General features: G+C 69.4%; 19 protein-coding genes and 1 tRNA gene. 4 read left to right on the plus strand and 16 right to left on the minus strand.

What is annotated here, in order from left to right; translation table 11 throughout:
* Nucleotides 1-4: 4 nt before the first annotated feature.
* The 5 genes from QSU92_RS02100 to QSU92_RS02120 all read right to left on the minus strand — a co-directional run bounded on the left by QSU92_RS02100 (nucleotide 5) and on the right by QSU92_RS02120 (nucleotide 4,012).
* Nucleotides 5-904, minus strand: a complete 900-nt coding sequence (locus tag QSU92_RS02100; protein ID WP_289264539.1) for an FAD:protein FMN transferase — start codon at nucleotides 902-904, stop codon at nucleotides 5-7.
* A 1-nt stretch (nucleotide 905) separates the two neighbouring features.
* Nucleotides 906-1,364 carry an FMN-binding protein gene (locus tag QSU92_RS02105; protein WP_289264540.1) on the minus strand — a complete coding sequence of 153 codons (459 nt, stop codon included), beginning with the start codon at nucleotides 1,362-1,364 and terminating at the stop codon, nucleotides 906-908.
* Between the two features lie 93 nt (nucleotides 1,365-1,457).
* Nucleotides 1,458-2,492 (minus strand): ribose-phosphate diphosphokinase, encoded by a 1,035-nt coding sequence (locus QSU92_RS02110; RefSeq protein ID WP_289264541.1) that lies wholly within the window; start codon nucleotides 2,490-2,492, stop codon nucleotides 1,458-1,460.
* Complete coding sequence (gene glmU / locus QSU92_RS02115) at nucleotides 2,467-3,939, minus strand: bifunctional UDP-N-acetylglucosamine diphosphorylase/glucosamine-1-phosphate N-acetyltransferase GlmU (RefSeq protein WP_289264542.1); 1,473 nt, start codon at nucleotides 3,937-3,939, stop codon at nucleotides 2,467-2,469. The genes QSU92_RS02110 and glmU overlap by 26 nt, the downstream gene beginning before the upstream one ends.
* A gap of 1 nt (nucleotide 3,940) precedes the next feature.
* Nucleotides 3,941-4,012: transfer RNA gene (locus QSU92_RS02120), tRNA-Gln, on the minus strand.
* A gap of 45 nt (nucleotides 4,013-4,057) precedes the next feature.
* Here QSU92_RS02120 and QSU92_RS02125 point away from each other — a divergent pair.
* Nucleotides 4,058-4,555, plus strand: a complete 498-nt coding sequence (locus QSU92_RS02125; protein ID WP_289264543.1) for a MarR family winged helix-turn-helix transcriptional regulator — start codon at nucleotides 4,058-4,060, stop codon at nucleotides 4,553-4,555.
* A gap of 3 nt (nucleotides 4,556-4,558) precedes the next feature.
* Here the strand turns inward: QSU92_RS02125 and QSU92_RS02130 are convergent, their stop codons facing one another.
* The 8 genes from QSU92_RS02130 to QSU92_RS02165 all read right to left on the minus strand — a co-directional run bounded on the left by QSU92_RS02130 (nucleotide 4,559) and on the right by QSU92_RS02165 (nucleotide 12,335).
* Nucleotides 4,559-6,373, minus strand: coding sequence for an ABC-F family ATP-binding cassette domain-containing protein (locus tag QSU92_RS02130; protein ID WP_289264544.1), 1,815 nt, complete (start codon nucleotides 6,371-6,373; stop codon nucleotides 4,559-4,561).
* Between the two features lie 46 nt (nucleotides 6,374-6,419).
* Nucleotides 6,420-7,730 carry a GNAT family N-acetyltransferase gene (locus tag QSU92_RS02135; protein WP_289264545.1) on the minus strand — a complete coding sequence of 437 codons (1,311 nt, stop codon included), beginning with the start codon at nucleotides 7,728-7,730 and terminating at the stop codon, nucleotides 6,420-6,422.
* A 65-nt stretch (nucleotides 7,731-7,795) separates the two neighbouring features.
* Nucleotides 7,796-8,719, minus strand: a complete 924-nt coding sequence (locus QSU92_RS02140; RefSeq protein WP_289264546.1) for an ABC transporter substrate-binding protein — start codon at nucleotides 8,717-8,719, stop codon at nucleotides 7,796-7,798.
* A 39-nt stretch (nucleotides 8,720-8,758) separates the two neighbouring features.
* The gene (locus tag QSU92_RS02145) at nucleotides 8,759-9,478 is read right to left on the minus strand and encodes an ABC transporter permease (RefSeq protein ID WP_289264547.1); all 720 of its coding nucleotides are present in this window, start codon (nucleotides 9,476-9,478) and stop codon (nucleotides 8,759-8,761) included.
* Nucleotides 9,475-10,164 (minus strand): ABC transporter permease, encoded by a 690-nt coding sequence (locus QSU92_RS02150; protein WP_289264548.1) that lies wholly within the window; start codon nucleotides 10,162-10,164, stop codon nucleotides 9,475-9,477. The genes QSU92_RS02145 and QSU92_RS02150 overlap by 4 nt, the downstream gene beginning before the upstream one ends.
* On the minus strand, nucleotides 10,161-10,988 hold the full coding sequence (locus QSU92_RS02155; protein WP_289264549.1) for an ABC transporter ATP-binding protein: 828 nt from the start codon (nucleotides 10,986-10,988) through the stop codon (nucleotides 10,161-10,163). The genes QSU92_RS02150 and QSU92_RS02155 overlap by 4 nt, the downstream gene beginning before the upstream one ends.
* Nucleotides 10,989-11,009: 21 nt before the next feature.
* Nucleotides 11,010-11,309 (minus strand): DUF427 domain-containing protein, encoded by a 300-nt coding sequence (locus QSU92_RS02160; protein WP_289264550.1) that lies wholly within the window; start codon nucleotides 11,307-11,309, stop codon nucleotides 11,010-11,012.
* A 90-nt stretch (nucleotides 11,310-11,399) separates the two neighbouring features.
* A complete protein-coding gene (locus tag QSU92_RS02165) occupies nucleotides 11,400-12,335 on the minus strand; it encodes a 4-(cytidine 5'-diphospho)-2-C-methyl-D-erythritol kinase (RefSeq protein ID WP_289264551.1) in 936 nt (311 codons plus the stop codon).
* Between the two features lie 144 nt (nucleotides 12,336-12,479).
* On the opposite strand from QSU92_RS02165, the gene QSU92_RS02170 reads away from it, so the two are divergent.
* Nucleotides 12,480-14,057 carry a stealth conserved region 3 domain-containing protein gene (locus QSU92_RS02170; RefSeq protein WP_289264552.1) on the plus strand — a complete coding sequence of 526 codons (1,578 nt, stop codon included), beginning with the start codon at nucleotides 12,480-12,482 and terminating at the stop codon, nucleotides 14,055-14,057.
* Here the strand turns inward: QSU92_RS02170 and QSU92_RS02175 are convergent.
* The gene (locus tag QSU92_RS02175; protein ID WP_289264553.1) at nucleotides 14,011-14,961 is read right to left on the minus strand and encodes a phosphodiesterase; all 951 of its coding nucleotides are present in this window, start codon (nucleotides 14,959-14,961) and stop codon (nucleotides 14,011-14,013) included. The two genes, QSU92_RS02170 and QSU92_RS02175, sit on opposite strands and share 47 nt — an antisense overlap.
* Before the next feature lie 113 nt (nucleotides 14,962-15,074).
* Nucleotides 15,075-15,935: a 16S rRNA (adenine(1518)-N(6)/adenine(1519)-N(6))-dimethyltransferase RsmA gene (gene rsmA, locus QSU92_RS02180; protein WP_289264554.1), complete on the minus strand. Its 861-nt coding sequence runs from the start codon at nucleotides 15,933-15,935 to the stop codon at nucleotides 15,075-15,077.
* 109 nt (nucleotides 15,936-16,044) lie between these two features.
* Between rsmA and QSU92_RS02185 the strand changes: the two genes are divergently transcribed.
* Complete coding sequence (locus tag QSU92_RS02185) at nucleotides 16,045-17,472, plus strand: sugar porter family MFS transporter (RefSeq protein WP_289265791.1); 1,428 nt, start codon at nucleotides 16,045-16,047, stop codon at nucleotides 17,470-17,472.
* A 56-nt stretch (nucleotides 17,473-17,528) separates the two neighbouring features.
* Nucleotides 17,529-18,791, plus strand: a complete 1,263-nt coding sequence (locus QSU92_RS02190; protein ID WP_289264555.1) for an MFS transporter — start codon at nucleotides 17,529-17,531, stop codon at nucleotides 18,789-18,791.
* A gap of 3 nt (nucleotides 18,792-18,794) precedes the next feature.
* Here QSU92_RS02190 and QSU92_RS02195 read toward each other — a convergent pair whose 3' ends face one another.
* Nucleotides 18,795-19,301 (minus strand): NUDIX hydrolase, encoded by a 507-nt coding sequence (locus tag QSU92_RS02195; protein ID WP_289264556.1) that lies wholly within the window; start codon nucleotides 19,299-19,301, stop codon nucleotides 18,795-18,797.
* Between the last annotated feature and the right edge of the window lie 3 nt (nucleotides 19,302-19,304).

Consider the following 19,304-nt stretch of genomic DNA (forward strand, 5'->3'; position numbering starts at 1 on the left):
GAGTTCACGATGCCACCGTATCCGCCCTCATGAACAGCTCGGCGGGGCTGCCCGGCGACCAATCGACGCGGCCGTCGGTGGTCATCCTCACCCACTCCACGCCCCAGCGAAGGGCGATCTCGGGCCCGCCGTCGAAGAACAGCGCGGTCGCGATCGCGTCGGCCGTCATCGCGTCGGGCGCGAATGCCCAGGTCGCGGCGATGGTGCGTACCGGCTCTCCCGTGCGGGCGTCCACAACGTGATGCAGTCCGTCACCCCAGCGTCGCCGATTGGTCGCCGAGGAGCAGACGGCGCCGGTCGACACGGTCACGACGCCGATCGCCCGCGACGTGTCGTACGGGTGCTCGAGGCCGATTCGGAGATCGGCCCCGCTCACCCGGAGGTCCCCGGAGGCGTCGACGAGCAGCGGGCCGCTGACCCGCTCGGCGAGCACGGCGTGGACGAGATCGACGAGCCGGCCCTTGCCGAGGGCGCCCACGTCGATGGTCGCGGGTCGAGAGAGGCTCAGCGCATCCGAGGTCCACGACAGGACATCGCGCCAGGGGGGCGCCGATTCGGCTCCGCGATCGATCAGCGACATGGCGGCGTCGTAGCCGCGGCGTGCCAGAACTCCGCCGATGAGGGGGCTGACTGCGCCGCCGGTGGCGTCGGCGATGTCTGTCAGGCCCGAGAGCAGGAGGTCGGTGTCGGCGGGTGCGGCCACGGCTCCCCCGCGATGGGCGAGGGCGGTGACGGTGGAGTCGTCGCGGAACCTCGACCAGATGCGATCGAACGTCTCGATCGCATCGGCCACGGCGGCGCGGTCATCGCTCGTGAGCGCCTGGGCGCTTCCCACCTCCCACCGGGTGCCTATCGCCTCGAATCGCCAGATCGCGGGCGTCGCATGCGGGAGCGGCGAAGACATCTCACGCGGCCGCTTCGGCCTTGATCTCCTCGACTGCCGCGTTGAAACCGCCGCTGGTCAGCGAGGAGCCTGCGACGCGATCGACGGAGAGGTCGTCGATGTTCCGGCCGACGACCTCGTCGGCGATGCCGCCGATGAACTGCGACTGGTACCGCTCCGATTCCGGCCGCTGGGGGTCTCCGGAGACCTCGACGTCGGTGACGACGTCGTCCTGCAGAGTGAGGGTCACGGTGATCTGCTCGACGGACTCGGGAGTGTTGTAGGTGCCCTCGGCGGTGTACGTCCCGTCGGCGTAGGGTCCTTCGGCCGAGGTGGCGCCCGCATCGCTGCTCGACCCGGCATCCTGGGTTCCGGCGTCGGCCGCGCCGGTCGAGCATCCGGCCAGGAGAAGGGCTCCGAAGACACCGGCACCGGCGGCGCCGGCGCGGACGGGACGAGGGGCGAGGTCGAGACGGATCATTGTTCCTCCAGGGGAAGCGTCGGATACCGTCATCCTGCCTCCCCCTCCCTATGGAGGGGCTCGGAGCGGTCGCAGGCGCGGCGAAGACTCAGCTCACGCAGCGCCGTCGAACATGCTCGTGACCGAGCCGTCTTCGAACACCTCGCGGATCGCGCGAGCGAGAAGGGGCGCGATCGGGAGGATGGTGAGCCCTGGGAAGCGCTTCTCATCCGGCACCGGCACGGTGTCCGTGACGACGACCTCGTCGATCGACTCGCTGCGCAGACGCTGGGCGGCCGGATCGCTGAAGATCGCGTGGGTCGCGGCGACGATGACGCGCTCCGCACCGCTGGCTTTGAGCGCTTCGGCGGCCTTGACGATCGTGCCGCCGGTGTCGATCATGTCGTCGACGAGGAGGCAGACGCGCCCCTTCACCTCACCGACGATCTCGTTGACGGTGACCTGGTTCGCCACATTCGGATCGCGGCGCTTGTGGATGATCGCCAGCGGCGCCCCGAGGCTGTCAGACCACGTGTCGGCGACACGCACACGACCGGTGTCGGGTGAGACGACGGTCAGCTTGGCGCGGTCGGCGGCGCTGAGGGTGTCGCGGAAGTACTCCAGCAGCACGGGCTTGGCGAACAGGTGATCGACCGGACCGTCGAAGAAGCCCTGGATCTGGGCGGCGTGCAGGTCGACGCTCATGACGCGATCGGCGCCCGCGGTGCGGAGCAGGTCGGCGACGAGGCGCGCGCTGATCGGTTCGCGCCCACGGCCCTTCTTGTCCTGTCGGCTGTAGGGATAGTACGGCGCGACGACGGTGATGCGCTTCGCCGAGGCCCGCTTGGCCGCGTCGAGCATGATGAGAGTCTCCATCAGCCACTCGTTGACCGGCGGTCCGAAGCTCTGCACCAGGAAGAAGTCGCATCCGCGGATCGACACTTCGAATCGGGTCAGGATCTCCCCGGAGGCGAAGGTGCGGTATTCGGTGGGCACGAGCTGCGTGCCCAGTCCCGCGGCGACCTCGGCGGCGAGGTCCGGGTGCGAGCGACCGGCTGCCACGACGAGCCGCTTCTTGGTCTTGGCGACGATTCCGGGGGCGATGTCGTTGTCGCGGTCGAGATCAACTGTCTTCGTTTTGCGCGCCATCGTCCGCTTTCTGTGACGTCCGGGCTCGCGCTGCGACCTCGGCCGCGGCCGTCCCGGGCCTGTTCTTCTCGACCCACCCCTCCACGTTGCGCTGAGGGGCCACACTCAGGGCCAGAGCGCCGGCGGGGACATCCTTGCGGATGACGGCGCCGGCTCCGGTCTTCGCGCCGTCTCCGATCCTAACGGGCGCGACGAAGACGTTGTGCGAGCCGCTGTGGACCTCGTCGCCGATCTCGGTGCGGTGCTTGGCGAGATCGTCGTAGTTGGCCGTGATCGCTCCGGCACCGAGGTTGACGCCGGTGCCGATGGTGGTGTCGCCGATGTACGACAGGTGCGGCACCTTGCTGCGCTCGCCGATGTCGGAGTTCTTCACCTCGACGAACGTGCCGATCCTGCCACCGGCCCCCAGCCGCGCGTTGGGGCGGAGGTACGCGAACGGTCCCACCGTCGCATCGGCGCCGATCACGGCGAGGGTGGCATCGGTGCGGGTGACCGTCGCCCGCTCCCCCACCTCGCAGTCCACGAGGGTGGTGTCGGGACCGACCACGGCTCCCTCGCCGATGACGGTCGCACGCAGCACGTGCGTGCCCGGGAGCAGGGTGACGTCGGGCGCGAGGGTCGCGGTGACATCGATCCAGGTCGTGGCGGGATCCATCACGGTCACGCCTTCGCGCTGCCAGTGGCGGACGGTGCGGGTGTTCAGCGTGCGCGCCGCCTCGGACAGCTGGATGCGATCGTTCACCCCGAGTGCGGCGGCCGCGTCGGGCGCGGTGACGGCGGCGACGGGCAGCCCCGCCTCGCGCAGCAGACCGATGACGTCGGTGAGGTACTTCTCACCCTGCGCGTTCGCGGTGCCCACCCGTGCGAGCTGGCGTCGGAGCGAGGACGCCTGGAAGACGTAGACCCCCGCGTTGATCTCGCTGACGGCGAGTTCGGCGGGAGCAGCATCCTTCTGCTCCACGATCCGCGCGACGGTGTCGTCGCCCGAGCGGATGACCCGCCCATAGCCCGACGCGTCGTCCAGCACGGCCGTCAGCAGGGTCGCGGCTGCCCGCCGCTCGCGGTGGGCGTCCAAGAGGGTGGCGAGCATCTGAGTGTCGAGCAGCGGCACGTCGCCACTGAGGACCAGGACGTCGTCGTCCTCTTCGCCGAGAGCCGCCAGCCCGAGCTCGACCGCACGCCCGGTGCCGGGAACCTCGTCCTGATCGACGATCACCGCCCCCGGGGACACCTCGGTCGCCTCGAACGCGACGAGGTCGCGTTCGTGACGCACGACGACGGCCGTGTTGCGGGGGCTGAGTCCCGCGGCGGTCTGCAGCACGTGACCCAGGAGCGACCGGCCGCCGATGCGGTGGAGCACCTTCGGCGTGGCGGACTTCATCCGTGTGCCCTGCCCCGCGGCGAGGACGATCACCGAGAGGGAGGAGGTGGCGGTGGTGTCTGTCATGCTCCGCCGCCAGGACTCGAACCTAGACCTCACAGCTCCAAAGGCTGTCGTGCTGCCATTACACCACGGCGGACCGCGCCCGCAGAGGGCGCCCGGACAAGTCTGCCAGAGTGGATGCATGCCCCGAGAGTCGGACGAAGTCGACCGCATCGTCGAGGCGTGGGGTGCGCAGCGTCCCGACCTCGATTTCTCGCCCCTGGAAGTGCTCTCCCGGGTGGACAGACTGTCGCGGCATCTCGATCGCGCCCGACGCGAGGCGTTCCGCCGCAGCGAGTTGGAGCCGTGGGAGTGGGACGTCCTCTCGGCACTGCGACGGGCCGGCGAGCCGTTCCAGCTGAGCCCCAAGCAGCTGCTGCAGCAGACCCTCGTCTCCAGCGGCACGATGACCAATCGCATCGACCGCCTCGTGGGGCGACGTCTGGTGCGCCGCGAAGCCGATCCCGGTGACGGGCGGAGCATCCTGGTGACGCTCACCGAGGAGGGACGCACTCGCGTCGACGCAGCGATCACCCGCCTCGTCGACGCCGAAGCCCTCCTTCTCGGCGCGCTGTCACGAGGTGATCGGGATCGCCTGGCCGGGCTGCTTCGGAAACTCAGCCTGGGTTTCGACGCCTGAGAGTCAGCCGATCTGCTCGATGAGCGCGAACCAGCGCTCCTCCGTGGTGTCACGCTCGGCCTCGAGGGCGCCGATGCGGCTCATCTCCGCCGAGAGGCCCGCGTAGTCGGACTGATCGTGGTCGGCCAGGGCGATCTTGGCGCGCGACACCTCCGACTCGAGCTTCTCGATCCGCCGTTCCAGCGCGGCGGCCTCCTTCTGAGCCGCACGGAGCTCCGCCCCGGTGAGATCCGTCGTGGCCGGCCGCGCAGTCTCCTCGGAGGACGGCGGTGTGGCCGCCGCGGAGAGCCTCCCCGCGGCGCGCAGCCGCAGATACTCGTCGACCCCGGCGGGCAGGTGTCGAAGCCGACCCTCCAGCAGCGCATACTGCTGGTCGGTCACCCGCTCCATGAAGTAGCGATCGTGAGAGACGACGATGAGGGTGCCGGGCCAGGAGTCCAGGAGATCTTCGAGCGCGGCGAGCATGTCGGTGTCCAGATCGTTGGTCGGCTCGTCGAGGATCAGCACGTTCGGCTGGGACAGCAGGATCAGCAGCAGCTGCAGGCGCCGCTTCTGCCCGCCCGAGAGGTCGCGGACCGGAGTGGACAGCTGTGCGCTGGCGAATCCCATCCGCTCCAGCAGCTGGCCGGGTGACAGTTCCTGGGCCTTCGACCCGGCGCCGAGGGTGTACGTCGTCCGAAGGCCCGAGATGACCACGCGGACGGGATCGTCCAGGTGCGGATCCAGCTCGTCCATCCGCTGGCTGAGGATCGCCACCCGCACGGTCTTCCCCCGTTTGACCCGTCCGGACGTGGGTTCCTGCTCGCCGGAGATGAGCGACAGCAGGGTGGACTTGCCCGCGCCGTTGACCCCCAGGATGCCGGTGCGCTCACCCGGCGCGATGCGCCACTCGACGTCGTGGAAGACCTCGGTGCGGGTGGCACCGTCGTCGTAGGCGACCGAGACGTCGAGCAGGTCGACGACGTCCTTGCCGAGTCGGGTGATCGCCAGGGCCTGCAAGGCGACCGGATCACGCAGCTCGGGCACGTCCTCGATCAGGGCGTTGGCGGCGTCGATGCGGAACTTCGGCTTCGATGTCCGGGCCGGAGCACCGCGTCGCAGCCACGCCAGCTCCTTGCGCGCGAGGTTCTGACGTCGTGCCTCCATCGCCGCCGCCTGCCGGTCACGCTCGACCCGCTGCAGGATGTAGGCGGCGTACCCGCCCTCGAACGGCTCGACGATCCGGTCGTGGACCTCCCAGGTCATGGTGCAGACCTCGTCGAGGAACCAGCGGTCGTGGGTGACGACGAGCAGCCCGCCCTGGTTCGCCGGCCATCGGCGGCGGATGTGATCGGCGAGCCATGCGATCGCTTCGACATCGAGGTGGTTGGTGGGTTCGTCGAGGAAGAGCACATCCCAGTCGCCGACGAGGAGCGCTGCCAGGGCGACGCGGCGGCGCTGGCCGCCCGACAACCCGGTGACCGGGCCTTCCCAGTCCAATCCTTCGAGCAGTCCGGCGATCACATCGCGCACGCGTGGATCACCCGCCCACTCGTGATCGGGACGATCGCCGACCACGGCGAAGCGGACGGTGTGACCGTCATCGAGCGTGTCGGACTGGTCGAGGACACCGACGCGGACACCCCGCCTGACGGTCACTCGACCGGAATCGGGCTCGAGCCGCCCGGCCAGCAAGGCGAGCAGAGTCGATTTGCCGTCGCCGTTTCGGCCCACGACGCCGATGCGGTCTCCCTCGTCGACGCCGAGGGAGATGCCGTCGAAGACGACCTTCGTGGGAAATTCCAGATGCAGGGCTTCAGCCCCGAGAAGATGCGCCATATCCTTTCCAGGCTATGGCCCTCGATCGAGCTCGCGGACCAGCGCCTCAGTACCAGAAGCTCAGTCGTGGCGCACGGGGCGTGAGGAAGAGCGGGGCGATGACGTCGGGGTCGTCGACCGCGAGGCGTCCTGCGGCGGCCAGCGTGGCCACCGACACGCCGCCGAGGTAGATCGCCGACAACTCCTCGATCCCGAGGCGCATGACCGGGGCGGCGGAGACGGAATCACCGACGTCTTCGACCGTTCCGATGCCGTCGACCACATGCAGATGCCAACGGCCGGTGGACAGGCCCAGGGAGTCCTCGACGTCGAGGAGCACATCGCCGGATCCGGTGTAGGTTCGCGCCTCGAGCGCCCGGGGGACGTCGATGATCCGCACGTACTGGTGATCGCGGACCGTGATCGTCGCGGCGCGCTGGTCGGCGATCATCCACCACAGCGGCTCATCGACGGCGAGTTCGCCGGCGTGGACCTCTCCGATGAGGTCGAGCTCGAGGAGGAAGCGCCAGAGCGCTGCGTAGGCGACCGGTGTGGCGGCGATGAGCGAGGACACATCGACCCGGGACTTGGTCCAGTCGTCGCTGTTCTCGGTGGCCGTGTACAGCGCAGCGCCCCGGACCCGTCCGGCGTCGTCGCGCCACTGGATGGCTCGCCGCTTCCCCGGGTCCTTGGCGTCGGGCCGCGTGCCCGCGAAGCTGTCCCAGTGACCGGCGGGGATCTCCAGTTCGCCCGCCGAGCGCACGCGCACCTCCTCGTGGAGACCGGGCGCTATGTCGCGCCACGTCTCACGGGGGATGAAGTCCACCCGCCCGGAGCGGCCGGGACCGCGCCATCCGGCCCGCTTGGTGTCGATGACCCAGGTGGCGGCGGGAGCCGCCGGAGCGAAGCCGTAGCGTCCGTAGAGCGTGGCCTCACTGACGGTCAGCATCGCCAGCGGAATGCCGCCGGCGACGGCGCTGCGCAGCTCCGCCTCGAGAAGGGCGCGCGCGATCCCGCGTCGCCGGTGCGTGGGGGCGACCGACACGGCGCTCACCGCACTGCCGGGCAGAACACCCCCGCCGGGAAGGGTGAGGTCCGACACCCATGAGGCACTCGTGGCTACAGGCGCTGAGGTCGTCGGGGTCTCCGGGTCGTAGACCCCCGTCATCCGGCGGTAGTCTCCCCGTGCGCGCGTCTCGCGCACCTGTTCGTCGGTCAGTTCGGGATCGAGGAATCCTCGGGCGACGACCTGGATGAAGGCCTCACGGTCGGCATCGCCGGTCACCGATCTCATCTCGAGTCCCTGAGCTTCGAGGCGTTCTCGGGAGATCGGATCCACGTCGCGCGCGAGGTGGGCGTCGGCAGCAGAAGCATCCATGCCCACCACGCTAGTGAGGGGCACCGACGGGCGCACGCCCGCCGATGCCCCTCCGCTGTGCCGGATCAGGAGATGCCGTTCTCCTCGAGCCACTGGGTGGCGATGTCGGCGCTGGAGAGCTGGTCGACCGTGCTCTGCACGTTCAGGGCGACCAGCGCCTCCGGGGTCAGCGCAGCGCTGACCTGGTTGATGACGTCGGCGATCTCGTCGGCGATGTCGGCGCTGACCACCGGCACCACGTTCGAGGCCAGGAACAGGCCCTCGGGGTCGTCGAGCACGACGAGGTCCTCGGTCTGGATGCGCGGGTCGGCGGTGAAGACGTTCGCGACGTTGACGGTGCCGGCGACGAGGTCCTCGACGGTGGTGTCGCCGGTCGCGGAGAAGGACACATCGACACCGTAGGTGTCGGCGAGGCCCTGGGGACCGTAGGGACGCTCGGCGAGCTCGGGCGGTCCGCCGAGGGTCAGCGGAACATCGACGTTCGCGAGGTCGGCGATCGAGGTCAGCGAGTACTCGTCGGCGAACGCGGCGGTCACGGTGTAGGAGTCCTGGTCGCTTGCGGTGGACTGGTCGAGCACCGCCAGCCCCTCGGGAAGGGCGTCGGGCAGAGCGGCATAGACCTCGTCGGCGGTACGGGCCGTGGTCTCCTCGTCGAAGTACTGCAGCAGGTTGCCGCTGTACTCGGGGAAGAGGTTCACCTCGCCGCTCTCGAGCAGCGGGATGTAGGCGTCGCGCTGTCCGATGTTGAACTGCTTCTCGACCTCGAAGCCGGCGTTCTCGAGAGCCTGCGCGTAGATCTCGGCGATGATCTCGTTGGAGTAGTAGGCCTGCGACCCGACGACGATCGTGCTGCTGTCGCCCGTTCCGCCGCTGTCGTCACCGTCGCCGGAGTCCAGCGGATCGCTGGACGCGCATCCGGACATCGTGACGACGGCACCCGTCAGGATCGCGACGCCTGCCAGGCCCTTTCGGAGTCGTGCTGTGAACATGGTTTCCTCTTTTCTGATGCGGACGGGGAAGGAGCGGGGTCAGGCGGCCGCCATGCGCGGGGCCCGGGCACGTGATGAGGTGGACTGCCGCACACCGGCGGCGACACCCCGCGGGACAGCGAGTCGTTGCAGGATCGCGAACACGCCGTCCAAGACGAGGGCAAGGGCCGCGACGAGGATCGCACCACCGATGATGACCTCGATGCGGCGCAGTTCCAAGCCGGTGATGATGTATTGCCCGAGGCCGCCCAGTCCGATATACGCGGCGATCGTGACCGTCGCCACGACCTGCAGGGTCGCCGACCGGATGCCGCCGACCAGGAGCGAGAGTCCGAGCGGCACCTCGATCCGCCAGAGGATCTGCCGTTCGGTCATGCCCATCGACCGGCCCGCATCGATCACCCGGCGATCGATGGCCTCGAATCCGGCGTAGGCCCCGGCCAGGATCGACGGGATGGCGAGCACGACGAACGTGATGACGGCGGCTTCGGGTTTGCGCAGCACCCCCAGCAGCAGGGTGAGCAGGATCAGCAGTCCGAACGAGGGGATGGCACGTGCGGCGCCCGAGATCGCCACGGCGACCTCCCGGCCCTTGCCGGTGTGCCCGATCCACCACCCGATCGGCGTCGCGATCGCGCCGGCGATGATGACGGACACCACGGTGTACGCGACCTGCTGAGCGAAAGCGACCGGAATGGGGTCGAGGTAGCCGGTGTCTCCGCCGAAGATCCACGCGAACGCGTCGATGAAGTAGTTCATGCGCTCGCTCCGGTCAGGGCGACCCGGCCCGACCTCATCCGCGTGCTCGCCACGCGCCGGGTCCACGGCATGAGGAGGCGGCCCGCGACGATGAGGACGAGATCGACGAGGAGGGCGAGAACCACCACGGCGACGACACCCGAGACGACCTCGGGGATGATCCGACGGTCGAGGCCGTTGGTGAACAGGTAGCCGAGGTTGATGATCCCGGCGAGGATTCCGACCGTCGCCAGCGCGATGGTGCTCGCCGCGGTCACCCGGAGCCCGGCGAGGATGACGGGGCCTGCAAGCGGGAACTCCACCGCCCAGAATCGGCGGAACGAGGCGTATCCCATCGCGGTGGAGGACTGGCGCACGCCCTCGTCGACGGAGTCCAGGCCGTCGGCGACGGCGCGTACGAGGATGGCCACGGCGTAGATCGTCAGGGCCACGACGAGGTTGGTCTCGCTGGTGATGGAGTAGAACCCGGTGGCGCTCGGCAGCAGCACCAGCAGGGCGATCGAGGGAATCGTGTAGAGCAGACCCGTGAGCGTGATCACGCCGCTGCGCACCAGTCGGTAGCGCCAGGCGACCCAGCCCAGCGGCACGGAGATGACGAACCCCAGAACCAGGGCGATGACGCTCTGCCGCAGGTGCACCACGGCCAGCTCCCCGATGAGTCCGAGGTTGTTCAGCACCCACGTCACGTGCGAGCGCCATCCTCGATGAGAGCTCCCTGCGTACGTCCCTCGCCGTCGACGACCACCGTCCCGTGAGGGGTCTGCTTCAGCCGAAGCGCGCGCTTGCCCTTGTCGGCACCGATGAAGGAGGCGACGAAGTCGGTGGCGGGTTCCTCGATGATCTCGTCGGGGGTGCCGCGCTGCGCGACCTGGGCGCCCTTCTCCAGGATGACCACCTGATCGCCGAGGAGGAATGCCTCATCGATGTCGTGGGTGACGAACACGATCGTCTTGGCCACATCGCGCTGGATGCGGAGCAGCTCTTCCTGGAGCTCAGCCCGCACGATCGGGTCGACGGCGCCGAAAGGCTCGTCCATGAGCAGGATGTTGGGGTTCGCGGCGAGGCCGCGGGCGACGCCGACGCGCTGCTGCTGTCCGCCGGAGAGCTGGCTGGGATAGCGATCGGCCATCCCCTGGTCGAGGCCGACGGTGTCCATCAGCTCGAGCGCCTGCGCGCGGGCCTTCTTCCGGCTCACTCCCTCCAGCACCGGGACGGTGGCGATGTTCTCGGCCACGGTGAAGTGCGGCAGAAGACCGGAGTTCTGCATGACGTAGCCGATGCTTCGGCGCAGTTTCACGGGGTCACGTCCGGCGATGTCCTCGCCGTCGATGAGGATCGTGCCGTCACTCGGTTCGATCATGCGGTTGATCATGCGCAGGAGCGTCGTCTTGCCGCATCCGGAAGAACCGACGAAGACGGTGGTGGTGTGCGCCGGCACGACGAGGTCGAAGGATCGGACCGCTTCCGTGCCGTCGGGGAAACGTTTGGTGACGCCTCGGAATTCGATCATGGCGGGGTGCCTCCTGGGGCCTCAGCCGACCTGCACATCCCTGCCGAACGCGACGAAGCCGGCGAAATCCCTGCCCACCCGGTCGATCGCCGTCGGGTAGGGCGTCGGATAGGCCCAGGCTCCGTCCTTGACCGCGTCCTGTCCGGTCTTCAGGTGGTAGTACTGGCACTCGCCCTTCCACGGGCACGTGTACGGCGTCGGGCTCTCAGCCAGCACACCGTCGGCGATGCTCGACGGGGGGAAGTACCAGTTCCCCTCGATCGACACCAGGTCGCTCTCCGGCGCCTCGGCGATCACTGTTCCGTTCAGAACGGCCTTCATGGGGTTCTCCTGACCTGGTGCGGACACGCCGTCCCGGCGACGACCCTGTTCACGCTAGCCGACCCCGACGACACCGGGACGAAACCCGGCTCACTCCGGCATGATCCGCGCACCGACGACCGGGCCGTGGACGTGCAGGGCGTGGTGCCCGGAAACGCTCAGGGCGACCTGCAGCTCCAGCGCGGATTCGGGGTCGACCGCCAGGAAAGCCAGCGTCGGTCCCGACCCCGACACGATGCCGACCAGCGCACCTGACCCCTCACCGAGCTCGAGGACGTCCCGGAGGTCGGGGCGCAGCGACAGCGCCGCCGCCTGCAGATCGTTTCGCACATGGGCGGCGAGCGCGACGGCATCCCCGATGCGCAGAGCCTGGAGGACGCCGGGATCGACGTCGGGCGTGCGCGGCGGCGGAGCGATGTCGGAGCGGCCCCTCATCACATCGAGGTGCCCGTAGACCTCGGGGGTCGACAACCCGTCCTCCGAGGTCACCACGACCCAGTCGAACCGGCCCTTGGCCAGAGCGCGATTCAGTTGATCTCCCCGGCCGGTGCCGATGGCCGTCCCGCCCATGAGGGCGAAGGGAACATCCGCTCCCAGGCGCCGGGCGAGCCGGTGCAGTCCGGATGACCCGAGCTCGGCGCCCCACAGGGCATCACACGCGACCAGGGCGGCCGCGGCATCCGCGGATCCCCCGCCCATGCCGCCTGCCACGGGCACGTGCTTGTCGATGTGCAGCCGCACACCGCCGCGGTGGCCGATCTCGCTCGCCAGCAGACGCGCGGCGCGGAGGGCGAGGTTGCGGTCGTCCACCGGCACACCCGTGACATCCACGGAGCCCGACACGGTCAGCGAGAAGTCGTCATCGACCTCTGCCCAGAGGTCCTCGGAGAGCGACACGGCCTGATAGGCCGAAGCGACATCGTGATAGCCGTCGGGCTGCACCGCCCCGACCTCGAAGAAGACGTTGAGCTTGCCCGGGGCGCGGACGTGGACGCGATCGGCGGGGCCGGCGGGGTCCACGGTCATGCATCGAGGCTATCGCCCGCGGCGAGAGCGGGTTCGCGCGATCTCGGGTGTCAGCGGACGAAACGCCGGGGAAACAGAAGGAGAACTACAGTTATCCGGTGCCTCATCTGCGGCACGCCCACCTGACTTCGCGAGGAGGTTCCCATGGCACGTGTCGCTCCCCTTCCGTCGATGAGCGATCCCTGGACGAACCTGCTCGCTCGCGACGACGTCCGTCTCGTCGACGGGATGCTGCACGCCGTCCACGACACGCTCCCCGTGAGCGAGGCGACCGTGGTCGACCTGCTCGCCGTCGCCGATGCGATGGGTGCCGAGGGGATCGGCGTTCTCCTGGTGCGCGATGCGGAGCGCCGCGATCGCCTCGTGGTCGATGTGGAGGACGGTGCGCGGGCATACGACGCCCTTCGGCGCCTCGGTGCCGACGAGCCGTTCTACGCACGCATCCCCGGGGACGACGCCATCCCGCTGCACGCCCTCGTCGAACCGGTGGGCCTGGCGACCGTCACGGTGTTCCGGCCGCGTGTGACGCGGGGCGGCACGCTTCGCTACGGGTCGGCCTCAGGGACCCGCGTCGACCTGTGGCGGTTCGGGGCCGACCTCGTCGAGGCGCCGCGGCCCACACTCCTCACCCGCCGGACGATGGCCGCCGACGACGTGTCGTACACCACGGTCGAACGCCACGGCCGTCGCTGGCGCACCCTCTCCGGCATGTACGAGACGCACGCGACGGAGTTCTCGGGCGATGTCGACATGGTCTTCTCGTGGGTCGACGGGTCATCCAGCGAATTCCAGCGCAGCCGTGCGGCACGCATGCAGAGCTACGTCGTCGGCGACGGCGACGACGCCCCCGCGCGCTATCGCCAGATCGATGAGCTGAAGTACGCGCTGCGGAGCGTCTACATGCACGCCCCGTGGGTGCGGCGCATCTTCATCGCCACCGACTCCCCCGCGCCCGCGTGGCTGGCCGACCACCCCCGGGTGACGATCGTGAGGAGCGAGGAGTTCTTCGCAGACCCGGGCGTGCTCCCCACTCACAACTCCCACGCGGTGGAAGCGCAGCTGCACCGCATCGACGGACTCGCCGAGCACTTCCTGTACAGCAACGACGACATGTTCTTCGGGCGGCCCGTCGATCCCGAGCTGTTCTTCTCGCCCGGGGGCGTCAGCACCTTCGTCGAGAGCCGGGTGCGCATCGGCACCGGCGACCCCCGCCCCGAGCGCAGCGGCCACGACAACGGCCTCCGCGTCAATCGCGCCCTGCTGCGCGAGAGATTCGGACGCCTCATCACCCACGACCTCGAGCACTGCGCGGTGCCGATGCGCCGCTCGGTCGCCTACGAGCTCGAACGCGAGTTCGCCGACGACTACGCCCGCACGGCGGGCAGTCCGTTCCGATCGGCCACCGACATCTCCGTCACCAACAGCCTGTACCACTACTACGCACTGCTCACCGGGCGGGCGATCGTGACCACCAAGCCCCGGGTCCGCTACATCCAGACGACGCAGCTCGCATCGCTGCGCCGGATGGAGCGGCTCCTGGCCCGTCGCGACACCGACATGTTCTGCCTGAACGACGGCAGCGTGCCCGAGCTCCCCGAGGAAGTGCGCATCCGCGCGATCCGCGACAGCCTGGAGCGCTATTTCCCGGTGCGTGCGCCCTGGGAGCGTGACGAGATCAGCGAAGCACCGGCAACGGGGACGTCGGCGGCGAACTCCCGCTGACAGCGTCGGCGTCGGCACCGTCGGGGTCGCGCAGGGCGACGCCGGCGTCCTCCAGACGCCGACGCGACTCGGCCGCGTCGACGAAGTCGAGCACCGGGCCGGCGTCCACCGGTACGACCGAGTGAACGACGGTGTCGTCGTAGATGTGGACGACGTTGAACGCCTGTGCGCCATCCTGCGGCCTCGTCCCCCCGACGGGGACGGTGAGGTCCTGGGTGTAACAGGTCGCCGACGCCACCGACACCGGCACCCCCGCGAAGGTCGCAAAGGTCGAATAGTGCAGGTGACCGGCGAGGATGGCGCGCACATCGGTCGATCGGACGACCTCCGCGAGGCGTGACTGCTCGCGCAGCTCGACGGTTGCGGCGAGGTCGAGCACGCTCGGGACCGGCGGATGGTGCATGGCGAGGATTGTTCCCAGGGGCGCGGGGACGGCCAGCACCTGCCGAAGCCACGACAGCTGCGCATCGGTCAGCTCCCCGTGGTGCCTGCCAGGGACGCTGGTGTCGAGGGTCACGATGCGCAGGCCGTCGATCTCGTCGACGCCGTCGACCGGGCGGCCCGCGTCATCCGCGCGGCCCCACAGTCCTTCCCGGAAAGCCGACCGCTCGTCGTGGTTCCCCATCACCCAGATCACCCGGGCGCCGATCGTCTCTGCGACCGGTTCGACAAGAGCGCGGACGCGGTCGTAGGCCTCGGGCTCGCCGTGATCTGCGAGGTCGCCGGTGAAGACCAGGGCGTGAGGCGCGATCCCGGAATCGGTGATCGCGGTGAGTGCGCGCTCGAGCCGTTCCTCGGCGTCGATGCGGTCGTACAGACGGGAGCCGTGGGCTCTGAGGTGCGTGTCACTGAGATGCAGGAGCACGCGTTCGGGTCTGGGGTACTCGGCGAGGAGTCTGTCCACTTCGTTTCTCCGCCCCCTTGGCGGTCGGGGTCGTCCGATCGTATCCGGACACCTAAACCGTAGGGTGCCGTCGGGTGAACACGGGCGGCACACCCCGTATACACACGATGTCTTCAGACGGGCGGCCGCGCCCGGACGACGTGCGCGATCCGCAGGAAGTCGTGCACCACGAGCTCCTCACCGCGGGCGGTGGGGGCCACCCCTGCCGTCTCCAGAACGGCGGATGCTTCAGCGGAACTCCCGCCGAGCACGCCGGCCAGGGCCTGACGCAGCATCTTGCGCCGCTGCCCGAATGCGGCGTCGATGAGTGCGAAGGTCGCTTGCCTCTCCTCCTCGGACCCGATCGGTGCGTCTCTGCGCTCGAAGGCCACCAGCACGCTGTCCACGTTCGGGACGGGCCAGAACACCTGACGCGGCACGTTCCCCGCCAACCGCCAGAGTCCGTACCACGAAGCCTTGACGCTCGGGGAACCGTACGCTTTCGTCCTCGGCGCCGCAGCAAGCCGCTCCCCCACCTCGGCCTGGACCATCACCACCCCGCGCTGGAGCGCCGGGAAGGTCTCGAGGAAGTGCAGCAGCACGGGCACGGACACGTTGTAGGGAAGGTTCGCCACGAGAACCGACGGGTCGCCGGGGAGCTCGGTGACGGCCAGCGCGTCGGCGTCGATGACGTGCAGTGTTCCCGGAGCCGCGCCGTGCCGGCCGGCGGTGATCTCCAGTCGCGCCGCCAGACGGTGATCGATCTCGACGGCGGTCACCTCTGCGCCGGCGTCGAGGACGGCGAGGGTCAGCGAACCCAGCCCGGGTCCGACCTCGACGACATGCTCCCCTGCCGCCACCCGTGCCACCTGGACGATGCGGCGCACCGTGTTGGCGTCGACGACGAAGTTCTGACCCAGCTTCTTGGTCGGGGTGACGTCCAGCTCGGCGGCGAGGGCGCGGATCTCGCCCGCACCGAGAAGGGTCACCGCCATGGGTTCCACCCTAGTGACTCGCCGCGCAAGCCCTCACTCCCGCGAAACGCGCGGGACTATGGTGACCCTCGTGAGCTCCTCAGCGTCGATTCCCACCCAGGCCTTCTCCATGCGCAGTCCATTCGGACGCCGAGCGGTGGCCCTTTCGATCGCCGCGGCGGTCGGGGGGTTCCTCTTCGGTTTCGACTCGTCGGTCATCAACGGCGCCGTCAATTCCATCGAGAGCCAGTTCGACCTCACCGCGGTGATCACCGGCTTCGTCGTCGCCGTGGCGCTCCTCGGCTGTGCGCTCGGCGCGGTGCTCGCGGGTGTCCTCAGCGACCGCTGGGGACGCCTGCGCGTCATGCTCGTCGGCGCCGTCCTGTTCTTCGTCAGCGCCATCGGGTCGGGCCTGGCGTTCAGCGCCGTCGACCTCACCGTGTGGCGCTTCATCGGCGGCCTCGGCATCGGCATCGCCTCGGTCGTCGCCCCGGCCTACATCGCCGAGGTGGCGCCGCGGCAGATCCGTGGCACGCTCGGCTCGTTGCAGCAGCTCGCGATCACGCTCGGCATCTTCGGCGCCCTGCTCTCCAACGCCCTGCTCGCGGGGGTCGCCGGCGGCGCTTCTTCACAGCTGTGGCTGGGGCTGGAGGCCTGGCGCTGGATGCTTCTCGTCGAGGCCGTGCCCGCGATCGTCTACGGCGTGCTGGCCTTCACGATGCCCGAGTCGCCGCGGTTCCTCATCTCGCAGGGGAAGTACGACGAGGCGCGGGCGATCTTCGCCCGGCTCGTGCCCGAGGCCGACCTCGACCAGACGATGAAGGACCTCGAGCAGGCGATCGCAGCGGACAAGAAAGCCAAGGGCGTGTCGCTCCGGGGTCCCCGGTTCGGTCTGCAGGGAATCGTCTGGGTCGGCATCATCCTGTCGGTGTTCCAGCAGTTCGTCGGCATCAACGTGATCTTCTACTACTCCACGACGCTCTGGCGTGCGGTCGGGTTCACCGAGCAGAACTCGCTGCTGATCAGCGTCATCACCTCGGTGACGAACGTGCTCGTCACGATCGTGGCGATCGTGCTCGTCGATCGCGTGGGACGCAAGCCCATCCTCCTCACCGGGTCGGTGATGATGACCGTGTCGCTCGGCGCCATGGCGCTGTCGTTCGCGTTCGCCGAGACCGTGGACGGCGAGGTGAGCCTTCCCGGCGCCTGGGGTCCGATCGCCCTGGTCGCGGCGAACCTGTTCGTCATCGGTTTCGGCGCGTCGTGGGGCCCGCTCGTCTGGGTGCTGCTCGGCGAGATCTTCCCCAGCCGCATCCGCGGCAAGGCGCTCGGCGTCGCCGCCGGCGCCCAATGGATCGCGAACTTCCTCATCACGGTGAGCTTCCCGGCGATGTCGAGCTGGTCGCTGCCGCTCACCTACGCCATGTACGCGATCTTCGCCGGGCTCTCCTTCGTCTACGTGCTGCTGAAGATCCCCGAGACCAAGGGGATGGAGCTGGAGCAGACCGAGACCCTGTTCGTGACGAAGGAACGCGCCAGAGCCGGTCGCAGCGCCTGACCGCAGCCTTCCGCCGACGGGCCGTCCGCCGCGGCATCCGATCGTAGGATGATCGGATGCCCTTCCTCGGCGACTTCGTCGCTCCGCGTCGCCTCGGCCGCGACTTCCGGTGGCTGCTGGCGTCGTCGTGGACGAGCAATCTCGGCGACGGCATCGCCCTGGCCGCCGCTCCCCTGCTCATCGCGTCGCTGACGTCATCTCCCATCCTCGTCGCCGCGGGCGCCATGATGCAGTTCCTGCCGTGGCTGCTGTTCGGGCTGCTCGCGGGGGCTGTCGCCGACCACCACGACCGGCGCCGGCTGGTCATGCTCGCCAATGCCCTCCGCGCCCTGGTGATCCTCGCGCTCGTGGTGTTCCTCCTCACCGGGCAGGCGACCGTCTGGCTGGTGCTGGTGACGTCCTTCCTCTACGGCACCGCTGAGGTGTTCGCCGACACCGCCGGCAGCACGCTGCTGCCGATGCTCGTCCGTCCGGCGGATCTCGGCGTCGGGAACGCCCGGATGCAGGCGGGCTTCCTCGTGGGCAACCAGCTGGCGGGGCCGCCGCTGGGTGCTTTCCTCTTCGCCGCCGGTTCCTTCGTGCCGTTCCTGCTGCAGGTCTTCTGCGTCAGTCTGGCGATCCTCCTCATCTCGCGCATTGCGCGAACCCCCGCGCGCGACGACGGAGAGCCCGAGCGCGAATCGAAGCTCCTCGCCATCCGGGAGGGTCTCGGCTGGCTCAGGCACAACGCGCCGGTGCGGACGCTCGTCGTCATCATCCTCGTCTTCAACGTCACCTGGGCGGCGCCCTGGGGGGTGCTGGTGCTGTACGCCACCGAGTACCTGGGCATGGGGCCCGTGGGGTACGGCGCGCTGACGACCGCCTCGGCCCTCGGCGGGATCATCGCGGTCTTCAGCTTCGGCTTCCTGGAGAGGAAGGTCCCCTTCGCCACCCTCATGCGCGTCGTCCTCACCTGCGAGGTTCTGATGCACCTCGCCTTCGCGCTGACCACCGTCCCGGCTGTCGCATTCGTGATCATGTTCGTCTTCGGCCTCTACGCCTTCGTATGGGGCACGATCTCCACGACGGTCCGTCAGCGTCTGGTTCCGATGCCGCTGCAGGGCAGGATCGCCTCGGTGAACATGGTGGGGGTGTTCGGCGGGCTCGTGATCGGCCAGTTCCTCGGCGGGGTGATCGCCCAGATCTGGGGTCCGACCGGGCCCTGGTGGTTCGCCTTCGCGGGTTCGGCCATCACGCTCGCGCTGGTGTGGCGCTCGATCTCCCACATCGCCGCCGCCCCGCCGGCGCTGGATGCCGGCCCCGAGGCCGCCGCGGTCTGAGCGTCAGGTCGCGAGCCGGGCGCGAAGAGCATCACCGAGCTCCCGCAGGCGCCGCACCCATGGCCCGGCCATCTCCCCCGCACCGGTGCGGGCGAAGACCGTGGCCGGCACGACCCACTCGGCCTCGCTGACCTCGGCGGGATCTGGGATCACTTCGGGATCGTCGACCCGCGCGACGTAGAGGTCGAACAGGGCCTGCTCCTCCCGAACACGTCCGACGAGTCCGAGCGAGGCGGGATCGACGACGACACCGGTCTCCTCCGACAGCTCGCGCACCGCCGCCTGGCGACTGGTCTCGCCGGTCAGTGCGCTTCCCGCAGGGAACTCCCACGAGAGCGGCCAGTCCTTGACCGCCGCGCGGCGAGTGGTCAGCACCCGGCCGTCTCGCCGGACGACGCACACCGACACGACGAGGTGGAACGATCCGACGGGGAGATCGGGATCATCGCGGCGATGCGTCCGCCCGAGCGGCCGCCCGGTCTCATCGATCAGGTCCCACAGCTCGCTCATCGT

Source organism: Microbacterium sp. ET2, from assembly GCF_030347395.1.
In the GTDB taxonomy this organism is placed as follows: domain Bacteria; phylum Actinomycetota; class Actinomycetes; order Actinomycetales; family Microbacteriaceae; genus Microbacterium; species Microbacterium albipurpureum.